Below are 14250 nucleotides of genomic sequence, written 5' to 3'. Positions count from 1 at the left end.
ACGCATTCGGCTTCTCTTTACCTGTCTTCATTGCTTCATTATTTTTCTGTTTCTTTTCGTTTCAATCCAAACCATGCCAGTCCTGCAAGCATTCCTGCCCCTAGTACAGAAAGTAACGTATTTTCTTTCTCGCCAGTTTGCGGCAATTCTGGCACCACACTTGCCTTTTCTACCACTAATGGTTCTACTGGTGCTTGCGGTGTTTTTGGTGCTGGTGGCACAATCACTGTTTTTTCTGGTGGCGTTTGTGGTTTTTCTGGCGTATGCGTCACTACCGTATTGGTTTTGATCGTTTCATTGTTGAAAGATTCTTCGATTGTGTTGTAAACGTCTCCTGCCGTAATTCGTTCTACACCAATGAAAGCTTTCCATGAGTGTGCAACGTTTTTGTTTTCTTTTAGATTCATCGCATCTAAAAAGGCTTGACTGGCCGTGATTTTAACTACCCCTTGTTCAAAGGTCATCGTGAATAGTTTCGAAATGTCGTCCCCTTTATTCACTTTGGTTCCGTCTGCTAAAACAAAATTAGAATTGGCAAACACAGACCATTGGCCACTAAATTTGTCATGTTTAACGTCTAGTTTGTCACTAAGTGACCATTCTTCCACAACTCCAGCATATTCTGCAGGAATGTCACTACTTGTAAATTCATAGAAGAACTTCTCCCCTAATTTGATTGTGGCGCCATTTTGACTTTGTTTGTCACCGACTTTAATAACCACGTCTTTTTTAGGGTTCACTTTTGGAATATGGTTGACAACGGTATTGGTTTTAATTCGTTGGCCAAATGTATTTTGTTCCGCTGAATTATAAACATCCCCAGAAACATCAGCTTTGACTTTTGTAGGGAGTGTTACACGCAATTCTTGCCCACCATGCGCTAGAATAAAGGCTTCTGGGTCTTTGGCAGAAATCGTCACCGTGCCTTTGGCATCGTCCCATGAGATCGTGAACTGGTTCGTAATGTCTACCCCTTTAGAATCTTTGACACGAAGTAAGTCTTTAATTGGTGTCACTTTCGTTTCGTCGTAATCATCGAAGAAAGAGACTCCTGTCGCAAGATCGACTGTATCAAAGGCAAAGTCCTTATCGTACCCTTTTAAGTCCCAAGTCATTTCATAAGAAAGAACATCACCACGAGCCACTTTTCCATGATTAATGTCTTCCCCTTTTTTGTTATGAACGGCTTTAGTTGGTTTTGGATCATCAGGCGTATGCGTCACCACCGTATTAGAACGAACAAACTCTTTGTTGTAGTTTTCTGTTTGCGTATTTTCTACGTCACCTGATTTGATCCGTTCGACTTCCAGATACACAGACCAAGCTTGTTTGCCTACTTTATTGCTTCCTTCATTTAAGGCGGCCAATAATGCTTGATTCATCGTAAAAGTAAGATCTTGTCCGTCTTTATTTGTCAATTCAATATATTTTGTAATATCTGAACCTGCTTTAAGGGTTTCTTTACCAATTTGAATATCATAGTTCGTAACAGCGTGCCATTTCCCTGTGAAACGATCATGGGTCGTGTCCAAGACATCATTCATGCCCCATTCTTCGGTAATTCCACCATAGTTAGCTGGACGTTCGGAAGATTTCACTTCATAATAAATTTTTGTCTGTAACGGAATATCTTTGTCATGTAGAGAAACACTGCCAACTGTACCGTTTTTATCTGCTTTTACATCTTTGGAAGGATTACTACCTGGCACATGGTTAATCACTGTATTTGTTACCGTTTCCCCATCATTTGTCAGCTGAACAGCTGTATTTTCAAAATCGCCTTCTACATTTTTCACTACAAACGGCAAGACAAGTAAATATTTATACCCCATTGCTAAAACAACAGAGCCGTCTGCGTTGGTTTTCATCATTGCTGTGACGGTGTTTTGATCTAAATGAAGATCATAAGAAGCGGTCACGTCTTTAGCTTTTCCTGAATTAATCGCTGCAGCAACAGCTTTTAAGTCTTTTTCGTTTAGATTTGCGTCTGCTTGATAAACCTTCACTTTGGATAAATCAATCGTCACTTTTTCTGCATCAAAGGTATCTCGAATCCCTTGTTTTGTTACTGTTTTTGGATCTACTTTGGCAAGTTCTGTCGTATCCCCTGTCACAATGTATTGTAAAGAGTCGCCACGTTTCACATTTAAATCATTGATATTTTTCTGACCATCAGTGACTTCTTTATTCGGAACAAGAACAGGAACGACATTGGCTTTGTATCGATTGAATTCAATTGTTGCTTTTTCTGGCTGCTTAAAACGTCCTTTTTCTTGATAAGGCGTAATTGATTTTGCATTTAAGTTGGTACTAAAAGCAAACCATTGCGCACTAGATACAGGCACATTACTTTTTCCTTTTGTTGTCATACCAAAAGAAAAGGAAATACGCCCATTGGCTAGACCTACACCTGAACCAAAGTACGCATTCTTGTGCCCTACAGCATCCCAATCACTATTTTTTAGTTTTGAAGGTCCTGTGCCATAGTCAATATCTTCTGGTGAGTAAAATTTTCCATCCGCTTGTTTTTTCACATACGAACCATTAATGTATTTGAACGCATTGTTCGCCCCAAAATCAGACACAAATTCCGCATGGCCGCCTTTATTCGTTAAACTTGAATTTAAAGAAGACAGCGCATACGCAAATGGACTAGCTTTATCTGGTAGTACTTCTTTCCCTGATGCATCAAAGAACTTAATCGTTAAGCGTGTTTTTATCTCCTTACCGTTAGCTCTGCTTGTGCCAATAAAAGCTGTGATAATCGGATCATTTGAAAACACCGCATTCAACGTTCCGCTTTTACTCGAGGAGGACTGAAGTTCATAAACAAATTCCGCTTTTGTAATTTTACGTCCTAAATAACTAGCATTTAGGCCTGTGTAGGTCACTGTCACGGGTTTATTTTTTTCTAAAAGAACCGCATACCCACCATTAGACCCAAGATTTACTTCTTTTATAAAGGAATTCTTGAAGTTACCAGTAGCTTTTCCGGCCATATCTTTCCGTAATTTTGTAAAGATATCTTTTGAATCCCCTGCATTCACTTTATTAAAATCAGCTGCTTTGATAAATTTTCCACCTGTAATCGACGAAATTTTCGTGTCTTTCGTCACAACCGATTGATCAAACACTAGGTTTTTACTAACAGGTTCTTTCACATACCCGTTTTCATTTTTATGTTTGTTATATTCAGCGACTTCTTTCTCGTAGCGCTCTTTTTCCGCTTTGTTTTTTGCCGCAATTTCTGCATTTTCTTTGGCAATTTTTTCATTTTTGGCTTTTAATTCAGCCGCTTGTTGGGCAATCTTTTTCGCTTGTTCTTTTTGGAGTTGCTCTACTTCTTTTTCTTTTGCATCTAAATCTTTAGAAGAAACGTTGCCTAAGTCTTCTGCTGGCTTTTCAACGATAGTAATGTTTGGATCTTTTTGAGCTTCCGCTACTACTTGATCCAATTCAGGTGTGGTAAATTCTTTTGGGATTGTTGTTGCTTGATTGCCACTAGCTGTTGGATTCGCTATTTCTGTTGGCTTACCAATGGGTTCTGCAGGTTGCGCTTCTCCTATGGTTTCATCCGAAACTGTGGTATTATTTTCTACAACTGGAGTATTTTCAGTTGTTACTTCCGAAGACACTACTTCTTCTACTTTGGTCGGTTGAGAAGTAGTGTCTTTTTGTACTGCTGCTTCTTCAGATACTGTCGTCTTAGGTGTTGTACTACCTACCTGCGGATCGGGGTTATCGGGTTGCACCGTCGTTGTTCCTGGTTGCGTATCTAATTCCGCAGCTTGTACATCATCAGTAGCTAATCCTACAACTCCTAACACACCTATAAAAAGAATAGGAGCAGTTACCCAGCGTTTCTTAGCTTTATATGTTTTAAAACGTTTCTTTACTTCTGTTTGTTGCTTCATGAATCATTCTCCTCGTAAATTATATTTTTTAATTCCTATTATTCTTTTCTTTACAAACAACGATTTCTCCGACATGGCGCACGTACACAAGTCATACTTTTTCCTCCTCTCTTTTTTATAGATGTATTACTTTATTTCATTCCACATTCTCCTATTCATTCTTAAAATCGATAATCTCAATACCTAAAATATAATCTTTCAAACATTTCCACTCATCTTCAATAAACAGTTCATCTTCATTATTTTTTAAAGTCATTGCGAACCATTCTTCGCCATCATCACCTGCACCAAGCAATCTAAAATTGATTGGGTTTTCTTTAAATTTTTTGTCGTATAAATCGTCTACCTCTAATTCTAGTATGTCTAACCCTTTACAGTTACCACCCTTTACAAAGGTAACATATCCTTTGTATACACCTCGTTGGAAACTTACTTTGATTGTATGCAAGCCCCATCGGATATTTGGATCATAATTTTTCATTGTTATTCCTCCTATTATTCTTTTTCCCTCGTAGCAAAGCTACTTACTGGCGTGGTAGGAGTCGAACCTACCTCTTATCTTCCTTCATGTCCGTTGCATCCCAGATGCTACACGCCAACCTAAAAGGAGCGACCTTTCAGTATCCTGTTTTTTTGAGATTGCCATTCTTTTTGCGGTAGGCTTATGAATGGTATAAGAGCTGTTGTTTGCCATGCTACCGCTCAATCTCTATACGGTTTTCGCTAACTGGTAGCGGGATCGTTTACCGTAAACCCTACTTGCTGGCAAGGATTCGCACCTTGCATAATCAAATAAAACAATAAGGGGATTCTATTGCTTTATTTTAAGCGACTTCTATTCCGCCACAGCAACTTCGTTTTCTACTGAAAAAAGAGAACCGAAAGTATCTTCGATTCTCCTTGTATCATATCTTTGTTACTACTTCTTAATTTTTCATTCCTATAACAAATTGCAATCAATTAACAATACTTCGCCGTCTTCTTCAAGATCCTCTAAATCTTCAAAAGCTCTTTCAATTCCTGTCATTTCCTGCTCTCCCACTCTGCTGTCAGCAACCATTTTCAACGCTTCGTATTTATCAATTGTTTTCATTTCCTCGAAGAACTCTTTTTCATTCTCTATGCCGCAAACAATATCCTTATAAAGTTTTAAACATTGTTTTTCATCTTTAGCAGCAATCAATGCAAAATAAGGATCTTTAATTTCATAAAAGTTCATTTATTTATCCTCCCTATTTTAATTATTTTTCCGTCTTTTGTTTTTGAAATTAAGCGCACCTGCTGCCATCAATAATCCAATAATAGTCAACCAAATACTTTGTTGTTCTCCCGTTTGTGGTAAGGATTCTTGAGCTTTTGCTACTTGTTTCGTCTTACGAGGTTCTGAATGTGTTAATGCTTGTGCTTTTGGCTGTTCTTTTTGTTTAGAAAAAGATAACTGTTGGAGACCAGGTGTTTTGTCTGCTGAAGTAGCACTTGCTACTAACGTTTGGTTTTGTTTTGCTTCTCGTTCAAGGCGTTGTTGCTCTTTTGCTACTTGCTCTTGCAACGCTTCTTGTCGGCGCTGTTCGGCTTGTTGTGCCTCTAAGTCTCTTAATATGCCTTGGTACTGCTGTAGCTCTAACTTCGCATTAGAAAGGTCTTCTTGTGCTTGTGTATAAGCAAGTGTAGCAACGGCTTGTTGTTCTTTAAGTTCTTCCAACGATTTCAGAGAATTTTCATAGGCTTCTTGTGCTTGGATCACTGCCGCTTCTGCTTTATTTAACTCGTTTAATGCTTTTTCGTATGTTGGTTGAGCATTTTCTAAACGAGACAATGAACGTGTACTTGTTTTAAGCGTAATTTGTTTTTGATTTAAGTTTTCTTTTGCTAAATCTAATACTTCCTTCAAGCTATTCAATGTGTTTTCTTCTGCTTTTTGGGCTTCTTGTTTTTCTTTCAGCACTTTAGCAGACGTTTGTTCAATCGCTTGTGCTTCCGCAACGTTTGTTTTCGCTTTTTCTAAAACAGCAGCTCGATTCTGAATTAACTCATTGATTGTTACCAATTGATCTTTTGTTTGTTGAAGGCTTTTTTCTGCCGTTGCAGTTTGCCGTACTTTTTCTTCATAGTTTGTCGTACTCTTAGTCGCAACTGCTTGAAGATTAGCCAATGTCGCTTTATGAACAGATAGTTCTTTTTCTGCTGTTGCTTGTGTTGTTTTGGCTGTATTTAAGGCTTGCTGACTTGCACTTCTTGCTTGTTGTGCTTCTGATTCTGCTTGTTTAGCGGTAGCTAATTTTTCTTGATTGGTTGCTACTTCTTTTTGAAGGGTTTCTTTACTCTTAAAGACTGGTGCAGTGCCTTCTTCATAGGTATTTGTTTCAACTAATTTTGATTGATTATAGCTAATGATATGGATTTTTGCTGAAATATCATTTAAATCTCCTGAAATAGAAACTGCCATGTTTGTTTCATTTGCATCTAATAAAGAATCTAAATGGGAATAGCCAGAATGTCCATCGTTCATCAACATGCTTACAAGTGCATTTCGAGCAGCTTTTTCAAAGTCATACATAGAAACTTTACCTTCTTGTGTCGTAAATCTTCCCATACTTAGGTTTTCATAAAAGTTTTGTCCAGGGAATTCTTTAAAACCATTTTCTTTTGCTGCACGATTGATCGCATTTACGTCATGATCAAATTCTTTGGGATTATCATATTTTGCTACATCCCAAGCAAATTTCATAGCTTGGTTAGAAATCTTCAACTTTTGTAACCCAAGCTTTTCGCGAACATCATTGATAAGTCCTACAACGTAATCACTCATTTGTTGCTTTTGTTTTTCTGTAGGATTTTTGACATTGATCATTTCCGTTGCTTTTGCCGCATCTGCTTGATTTTCAGGAAAAACTTTATTTAATGCTAATGCTTCTTTTTCCATTGCTTGCTTTTCTTGTTCAGATAATTTTTTGTAATAATCAGGTGTGAAATTGGCAGGCAAGTTAATCCCTTTATGTCCTTTTAGCTCTTCTTTTGAGCTATCTAAAGTATTCTGCGCTTGCTTTGTTGCTGCTTGCTTGTCTTTCAAAGCATTCTCTTTCGCAGTTAAGTCTGCCTGTTTCGCAGCTGTATCTGCTTTTGCGTCTGCTACTTTCTCTTGACTAGTTGTCACAACAGTTTGTTGGTCTGCAACTGCTTGATCGTCCTTCGTTTTTTGATCTTTAGCTTTGGCTTCTTCTTTCTGTTTTTTAGCCAGTTCAGCTTCTTTTGCTGCTTGTTCTTTTTCTGCCTTTGCTTTTTCCGCTTCCGCATTTTTCGCTAATTCTTCAAGCTTGGCTTGTTCTTGTTTCGCAGCTGTTACTGCTTGTTGATCTTTTTCATTTTGCACTTTAGCAGCATTCGTTTCTTTTGCTTTTTCATCAACAACAGCTTGTTGTTGGTTAACGTCTGTTTGAGCTTGATCCACTACTTTTTGTTGGTCATCAACTGCCTGTGTATCAGTAGCCACTTGGTCTTTGGCTTTTTCAATGGCTGAAGGTGTTGCTTCATCCACAACTTTTTTTGCTTCGTCTACGACCGCTTGTTGGTCAGTCACTGCTTGTTGACTTTGATCCAATGCGTCTTTGTTTTGATTGACCACTGCTTGTTGGTCTTTAACAGATTGATCAATGGCGTCTTTTTCTTTTTTCGCGGTGTCAGCAACTTGTTGTTTTTGATCGACAATTGCTTGTTTCTCTGTTACTTGTTGCTGTTTTTCAGTAATGGCTTGCTCCGTTGTTTGTGTAGCTTTCACTGCTGGTTGTTCTGTAGAACTGTTTTCAGGTGTTTTTGGTTGCGTTTGTTCTGCTGCCTTTACTTCATTTCCCCCAATACCTGCTACCCCTGTTGCGACTAAAATACTTAACCCTGTACTTGCGAACTTTTTCATTTTATTTTCCTCACTTCCGATTATTTTTGTTGTAAATGGGATACCCATTGTCTTTACGCCATTGCTGTAACGCTGTAGTTGTTATATTGAATTCTTCCGCTATTTCTTTAAACTGTAAGCCCATTCTTTGATAGGCTTCAAATCTTTCCTTGCTAATATGAGAAGAAAATTGTCTGGTGCTTGCTGTTTCTATCTTTTTTGCAAGTTCTTGTATTCGTTTAAAACGCTCGGTATCTTCATTCCTATACCAGTCTGCGTCTTCATTCATCAATGCCAACATCTCTTTACGCCAAATACTTTGCTCTTTTTTTGTCATTTTTATCACCTCAAGAACATAGTAGCAAAGCCTTCGTTAATAAAAAAATACTATCCTTTTAAATCAAATAGAAATTACCTTTTGTAGGAAACACCTATTGTTTACTGGTTTCAAAAAATCAAGTCTTTTCACAAGGTTTCTAGCAACCGTTACCTCAAACTCTAGGTGAGTCGGATATTGCTCACTACCAATAATTGGTAGGTCGTGGCAATCTCACCATGTACCGTAGCACACCAACTTCATAATCATTGTGTGGGTCTCCGTTCATACTGGAGCTTTTAGTTTTTCTCCTAGCGTTTAACGACACCCTGCTGGCTTCTGTACCCTTGCCCCTTCATAGCTACGCTGATAAGCAAGGCAGCGGACTTCTCGCTGACTATTCAGTTGTAAAAAAGAAAGAGTTCTTCTTCTCGTTATCAGAAGATAGAATGTTTCTTTTTTGTTTGGCAACTTTGCTGGAAACCAGCAAACAATAGGTGTTTCCTGAATATTTTTGTTATGCTTCTTCTTAGTCTAAATAATCCCAAATAGTAGTGAGTAACTGGTCAAATCGCTCGACAATGAATACGTCCACATCATTTTCTAGTAACCAATCCACTGTTATTTCCCAACTCGCACCTTTTTGCGCAGCTCGATACAGATGGCCTTGGAAGTCTTGCGGAATGACTAATTTTTTCTTGTCCGAGCAGGCAGCAACAAGAGCTGTAAAAATTGTTTCATCCATTCCACAATTTTGTTCATAGGAAAATACTCGTATCACGTCTCCGTGATTTAGTTCTTCTGCATAGGTAATTCGTTTCTTTTCCATAAAGCCCTCCTTGTTCTATTTACTCAGTTACACTTACTGTGGTATACTATCCCTAACATTTTATTCATTAATTTTTTCTTTCAATGATGCTTGTCAGCTAGCGGAAACTAGTTGACTTCTTTTTTTATTCACTTTTTTTACAGGAACAAGGGTTAACTTGGTTGACCCTTTTTTTCGTTCAATGATTTTATTTCCATCTCTGTCATAACAAGAAATGATTTGACGAAGCAATGCTTTTGTGACACCCATTTGAGGAATTTCTCTATATTTTTTCCAAATCATTTTCCCATGTTCTAAAATCTGAACCGCTAGATAAAAGCGCTCGTTCTCCAATACATAACAATTTCCTGTCTTTGTATGAATCCGATAGACATTTTGTAAAATCATTGTACCCGTCACTTTTTGTTTCATTTTGAACACCAGCCCTTTCTAAAATTTAGCGATAAAAACAAAAAAACGGGGAACATATACATGAACTGTATACGTTCCCCGTGTACTGCAACCATCATTCCACCATACAAAACAATATATTTAAAGTAATCTTTTTCCTAGACCAATAAAGGAGTTTAAAAAGGTCTGGAAATTCACTTAAAAAATTGTTATACTATATGTTGTAACTTATGTTGCAGTGTTCGAGAACCGAGTATAGTTCATGGGATCAGCATGAATTATTTAACTATCCTCTTGGGTTGGTAGCCCAAAGATAGTCGGTTCTTATTTTTAGTTACTTTTTTCTAGTTTCATGGTATAATTCGTATGTTGGACGAAGTCATACTACTAGTGGTGTGGCTTTTTTTTAAGAAACAAGAGTTAATATTAGTGCAAACAATAATGCAGCTACATGTTTTTTTTGTTGTTTCATTAAGTTTACCTCACTTAGTAACTATTCATTACAGTTACTACTATAGCATTAAAGTTTACTCATTACAAGTATATGTATTTTAAAAAAGACGTTTCCGGTAAAAATAATTCATTTTTTATTTATTTTCTTTTTTTTGCCGATTTTCGTCATATTCAGAATACATTTATAGGAGTTGAATATATGCATTTAAATGAATTAATGAAAATACAAAGAAAAAGCGAGAAATTATCTCAAGCTAAGTTTTATGAAGGTATTTTTCAGCGTAATTCAGCAAGCCTTTTTGAAAATCATAATGAACATTTTTTAAAAATTGCTGATTTGCCACTTCTTGCAGATAGAAGTAATTTAACAATACCTGAAATAATTAGAACTTGTAATGAAGATTTTAAAAGTGTTTTTGATAAAGATTTAGAAACATATTATTTTCTTCTTTCAAAAATTCATCAAAATCCTGATTCAGAATACAAGCAAGAACTCTACTCTCTTTATCAAAAATCTATACATGAAAAATTTACTTCATTAAAATACATGAATTTGTATTTACTTATAAAATTGCAAACCTCTAGTTTAATTTCAGAAATTATTCCTGTGGATAAACAAGATTTAGCTGATATTAAAAAGATGTTTTCATCAAGCAAAAGATTTGTATTGTATCACTATAAAATTCTTTCTAATCTATGTACTATATTCCCTTACTCTGATCTTCAGACATTGATAGAGCAACTATTCCCTTTACGTGAAGATAGTGACGAGCAGATTAAAGATACAGCTTGTTTATCCTTGTCTAATGCAATTGCTCTGAGTATATTTACAAAGGATTACAGTTCTTGCTTTATCCTTCTAAATCACTTTGAAACTTTGTTATCAAATTACACTAGTTATAAATATAAATTAAGTTTCATAGCTTCAAGAAATATGCTTCTATACTTTACTTCTGGAGATATAGAGCATATTATGAAAGTATTCTCGTATGTTGAAATACTGAAACAAGTGGAAAGCCCTGAATATGTTGAGCAATTCCATAAAAACTTACAAACAATCATTTCTAAAAGTGATGATGAAAAAGCAAAACAAATATTTGGTGTTCTTGACGATGATGGACAAGTATTAGATCCCAAAAATTTTGACCACAAAAAAATAGATTAACTTAAAACCCAAAAAATAAGATTTTTAATGTCTTATTTTTTGGGTTTTCCTATCCTTACAGTTAAAATAAATTCTTAATTATATCTAGTCCACCTATGATATTTCCAACAGTACCACCGATACTTGCTAAAATAAATACCAAAAATATTCTCAATACCCTATTTTTATATATTTTTTTTATTGATAGCAAATCTTCATCCATTGTTTGAAAATCATGAACTTTAGGTTTTCTGATGGTAGCTTCTACTATTGCAGAAAATACACCTATTGATACCATTGGTAGTAACGTTGCAAGTGGAGCAAGTACTAAAGAAGTAATAACCGTCAATGGATTAGCCAGTGCTAAAACAGTAAAGAGTGCAGCTACGCCGCCATTCCATATACCCCATCGAATGATTTGATTTATACCTATATCCATTCCTAAAACAAAAGAATAAATCAATAAACCAATAATTATTAAAGGTATAATACTTTCTAAAACCCTAGTTGACCAAAGTTTGGGTGGTAATCCGTCTAATTCCTCAATATTTGCTTTTCGATTTTCCTTTATATTTTTCTCAACTCCATTTAAGTGCGCCTGACCAATAATAACAACTATTTTTTTTCCTTCTTCATTTAGAATTTTTGTAGACATATATAAGTCTCTCTCAATTAAAAAAGATTCCCACAATTCAGGATATGTTTGCTGTAATTGCTCAAATATAGGTTCAAAATTTTCTGAATTAAGAAGTTTCTTCATTTCTTCTTTAGAATCTTCTGCTCCTTCTAAAACTTTACCAAAAGCATGTGGAAAAAGAGCCTTTTTTCTTAGAGGTATCAACCGCCAAAAACGTTTAAATGTAATTTGTGAATCTCTATCGACTAAAGCTAATTTAGCACCACTTTTTTCTGCACTATTCACTGCTTGGAAAAATTCTGCTCCTGGCACAGAATCATTTATTTTTGCCAAATGTTTTTGAATTAAACTGTATATTACACTTGATATCAAAACTATTAATTTTTTTTGTTTAATTACTTGAACAATATCTGTATCTGACCATTCATCAGGATTCATATATTTATTGTACCTTGTTTTATCCCATTCTAAACAAACAATATCTGGATTTTCCTTTTCAATTACCTCTTTTACCAATTCTGCACTCTCTTTAGATATATGAGAGGTTCCAACAAGTACAATCTCACGTTTATCTAAAAAAATTCTACGTACTAATTCCATAGCTTCTCCTCTAATTTTGTACCATCATTTTTTTGTAATCATATCTAGCTCCAACAGGGTGAATCATTAAGTTGCTTATTGTATTTTTTTGAAGCCGAGCTATTCCCACTTGAAACACTGGCACAACACCCGCATCATCTATTACTAACTTTTCCGCTTTTTTTAACTCCTGCCAGCGTTTAGAGGAAGTATCCTTAATTAATTCATCATAGTTTTTATTGGAATATCCACCATGATTCAATGGACTATTGGTTTCAAAGTTTGCTAAAAAACTAATTGGGTCTGCATAATCAGCCTGCCACCCGCTTAGACTTATTGCAAAATCTTTTTTCGTCAAACGTTCCATAAATACATTAGCAGGTACTGGTGTAATATTAACTTTCAATCCTTCTAAGTTTTCTTCTAATTGACCTTGTAAAAATTCTCCTGCTTTTTTCTCAAACTCTCCGTCACCTACTAAAATATCTAATTCTAGTTTTTCAGAGACCTTATCGTTACTTTTGGCAGTTTCCCAATAAGTACTTGCCTGTTTTTTGTTAAACTCCACTAATTTTTCATTGGCAAAATCTTTTTTTGTTTTTGGATTATAAGCCATTTTTTCAGGTACAACACCAACAGAAGGAATAGAGCCATTATCTAATAATTTTTCGACTAAGCTATCTCTATCAATTGCATAGCTAATCGCTTTTCGGACATTTTTATTTTTTAAAAGTTTATTCTCTCCAGTTTGGTTCATTTCTAAAAACATCGTATTCGCCATTAACGTTGTTGAATATTCTTTATCTTTTTTGTATTGTTTCGCATATTCTCCAGCAAGTGGCACATCGTCCAGTTGTCCGTCATTATACAAATTAATTCCTGTATTAATTTCTTTGACAACTTGGAAATTAATTTTTTTCATAGATACATGTTTCTTATCCCAATATTTTTCATTTTTTTCAATCGTCCATTTATCAGATGTTCCTACTCCATCTAAATTAGCTAGATCATACGCACCATTTGTTTTGATTGATTTTTGAGATGTTCCATAGTTTTTTCCGTTTTCTTTGATTGCTTTTTGTTGCACTGGAAAATAAGCAGTCAGCGCTAATAGGTCAGTAAAGTAAGGGGTTGGTTCTTCTAATTCAATTATTAATGTTTGTTCGCCATTACTTTTGACTCCAAGCTTTTCCTTAGGTTGTTTACCAGAAATAATCTCTTTTGCATTTTTTATAGTTGAAAATAGCTCCACGTTAGGAGAAGTAGTTTCAGGGTCTACAACTCTTTGCCAAGCAACTACAAAATCTTCAGCAGTAATGGGAGTTCCATCAGACCATTTAGCCCCATCTCTTATTACAATGGTATATGTTTTCCCATCATTCGATACCTTTGGTTGCCCTGCTGCTAAAGCTGGTTGAGGTTGATTCTTTTCGTCTAATCGATACAATCCCTCCATTACATTTGCCAATAAAGTAATACTTGTCTGGTCTACCGCTGTAGCTGGGTCTAAGCTTTGAACTGGCGTGCCTGCTGTTAAAGTAGCTACCTGTTTTTCATTTTTTCCTGATTTTTCCTGTGAATCGTTTTTTGCATTATTTGTACCACAACTGGCTAACATCAACGGTAATAAACCAATTCCAATAAAACACAATTTCTTACACTTTTTCACTTTTGCATTCCTCCAAGCTCTATTTTTTTTCTACCCAATCATGTAATGTTACAACCGTTTGAGACTCATTTTTTTGTTCCCACGACTGTAATTGTATCAGACAATTCTCAAAGGTTGTACAAAAAGCCCCAAACATGTAATTATCAACATTCTTAATTTTAGCATCTGTTTTAATTTTATGGTAGACCTTGCGTAAGGTGGTTTCAATTTCTTCTTGCCAATCTTCTGCAATTAATACTCGGCCATATTTTTTTTCTTGTTTGTTCTTTGCCCGAATAATAATGCCAACAGCATTGTGTGCTTCTTGAATCGTGTTACTAAATAAGGCAATTAACTCTAAACAGTGTTTATCTAAAAAAGTCTGTTCTTGGGTTTCAGAGAAAGATTGCAATAATTCACGATGTTGTAATTCTTCTTTTGTCGTATCTAT

The 14250-nt window shown here is 35.6% G+C and carries 11 protein-coding genes and 1 pseudogene; 1 reads left to right on the top strand and 11 read right to left on the bottom strand.

The genetic code is table 11. From position 1 onward, the window contains the following. Positions 1-38 precede the first annotated feature (38 nt). The 8 genes from AB3I34_RS13290 to ipd form a co-directional block, all read right to left on the bottom strand. The gene (locus AB3I34_RS13290) at positions 39-3914 is read right to left on the bottom strand and encodes an LPXTG-anchored aggregation substance (protein ID WP_126263014.1); all 3876 of its coding nucleotides are present in this window, start codon (positions 3912-3914) and stop codon (positions 39-41) included. A gap of 151 nt (positions 3915-4065) precedes the next feature. Then, positions 4066-4395, bottom strand: a complete 330-nt coding sequence (locus AB3I34_RS13285) for a DUF5406 family protein (RefSeq protein ID WP_126263015.1) — start codon at positions 4393-4395, stop codon at positions 4066-4068. A gap of 459 nt (positions 4396-4854) precedes the next feature. Next, entirely contained in the window at positions 4855-5133 is a 279-nt protein-coding gene (locus AB3I34_RS13280; protein WP_010717217.1) for a hypothetical protein, read from the bottom strand. Between the two features lie 18 nt (positions 5134-5151). Beyond that, positions 5152-7824 (bottom strand): surface exclusion protein SEA1/PrgA, encoded by a 2673-nt coding sequence (gene sea1, locus AB3I34_RS13275; RefSeq protein ID WP_284604004.1) that lies wholly within the window; start codon positions 7822-7824, stop codon positions 5152-5154. 10 nt (positions 7825-7834) lie between these two features. Beyond that, positions 7835-8140 (bottom strand): hypothetical protein, encoded by a 306-nt coding sequence (locus AB3I34_RS13270; protein ID WP_002403278.1) that lies wholly within the window; start codon positions 8138-8140, stop codon positions 7835-7837. 508 nt (positions 8141-8648) lie between these two features. Next, positions 8649-8948: a conjugal transfer protein TraF gene (locus AB3I34_RS13265; RefSeq protein WP_126262995.1), complete on the bottom strand. Its 300-nt coding sequence runs from the start codon at positions 8946-8948 to the stop codon at positions 8649-8651. Positions 8949-9041: 93 nt separating this feature from the next. Beyond that, positions 9042-9359, bottom strand: coding sequence for a hypothetical protein (locus AB3I34_RS13260; RefSeq protein ID WP_015543637.1), 318 nt, complete (start codon positions 9357-9359; stop codon positions 9042-9044). 385 nt (positions 9360-9744) lie between these two features. Then, complete coding sequence (gene ipd / locus AB3I34_RS13255; RefSeq protein WP_152681370.1) at positions 9745-9810, bottom strand: peptide pheromone inhibitor Ipd; 66 nt, start codon at positions 9808-9810, stop codon at positions 9745-9747. 180 nt (positions 9811-9990) lie between these two features. On the opposite strand from ipd, the gene AB3I34_RS13250 reads away from it, so the two are divergent. Further along, complete coding sequence (locus tag AB3I34_RS13250; protein ID WP_010831019.1) at positions 9991-10956, top strand: hypothetical protein; 966 nt, start codon at positions 9991-9993, stop codon at positions 10954-10956. Between the two features lie 61 nt (positions 10957-11017). Here the strand turns inward: AB3I34_RS13250 and AB3I34_RS13245 are convergent, their stop codons facing one another. From AB3I34_RS13245 to AB3I34_RS13235, 3 genes and pseudogenes are all read right to left on the bottom strand, one after another. Beyond that, positions 11018-12172, bottom strand: coding sequence for a TraB/GumN family protein (locus AB3I34_RS13245; RefSeq protein WP_010831018.1), 1155 nt, complete (start codon positions 12170-12172; stop codon positions 11018-11020). Between the two features lie 10 nt (positions 12173-12182). Further along, positions 12183-13820: a peptide pheromone-binding protein TraC gene (gene traC / locus AB3I34_RS13240; RefSeq protein ID WP_284603999.1), complete on the bottom strand. Its 1638-nt coding sequence runs from the start codon at positions 13818-13820 to the stop codon at positions 12183-12185. Positions 13821-13839: 19 nt separating this feature from the next. After that, positions 13840-14250, bottom strand: a pseudogene (locus AB3I34_RS13235) (replication protein RepA); the annotation flags it as partial.

This window comes from Enterococcus sp. C102(2024) (genome assembly GCF_040888205.1).
GTDB classification, from domain to species: Bacteria; Bacillota; Bacilli; order Lactobacillales; family Enterococcaceae; genus Enterococcus; species Enterococcus faecalis.
This window is presented reverse-complemented; position numbering and strand designations above follow the sequence as displayed.

Excerpts from the sequence above, each read along its gene's own strand:
- AB3I34_RS13260 (WP_015543637.1), bottom strand. The coding sequence starts at position 9,359 with ATGAAACAAAAAGTGACGGGTACAATGATTTTACAAAATGTCTATCGG.
- AB3I34_RS13245 (WP_010831018.1), bottom strand. The coding sequence starts at position 12,172 with ATGGAATTAGTACGTAGAATTTTTTTAGATAAACGTGAGATTGTACTT.
- AB3I34_RS13265 (WP_126262995.1), bottom strand. The coding sequence starts at position 8,948 with ATGGAAAAGAAACGAATTACCTATGCAGAAGAACTAAATCACGGAGAC.
- sea1 (WP_284604004.1), bottom strand. The coding sequence starts at position 7,824 with ATGAAAAAGTTCGCAAGTACAGGGTTAAGTATTTTAGTCGCAACAGGG.
- AB3I34_RS13250 (WP_010831019.1), top strand. The coding sequence starts at position 9,991 with ATGCATTTAAATGAATTAATGAAAATACAAAGAAAAAGCGAGAAATTA.
- AB3I34_RS13270 (WP_002403278.1), bottom strand. The coding sequence starts at position 8,140 with ATGACAAAAAAAGAGCAAAGTATTTGGCGTAAAGAGATGTTGGCATTG.
- AB3I34_RS13285 (WP_126263015.1), bottom strand. The coding sequence starts at position 4,395 with ATGAAAAATTATGATCCAAATATCCGATGGGGCTTGCATACAATCAAA.
- AB3I34_RS13280 (WP_010717217.1), bottom strand. The coding sequence starts at position 5,133 with ATGAACTTTTATGAAATTAAAGATCCTTATTTTGCATTGATTGCTGCT.
- AB3I34_RS13290 (WP_126263014.1), bottom strand. The coding sequence starts at position 3,914 with ATGAAGCAACAAACAGAAGTAAAGAAACGTTTTAAAACATATAAAGCT.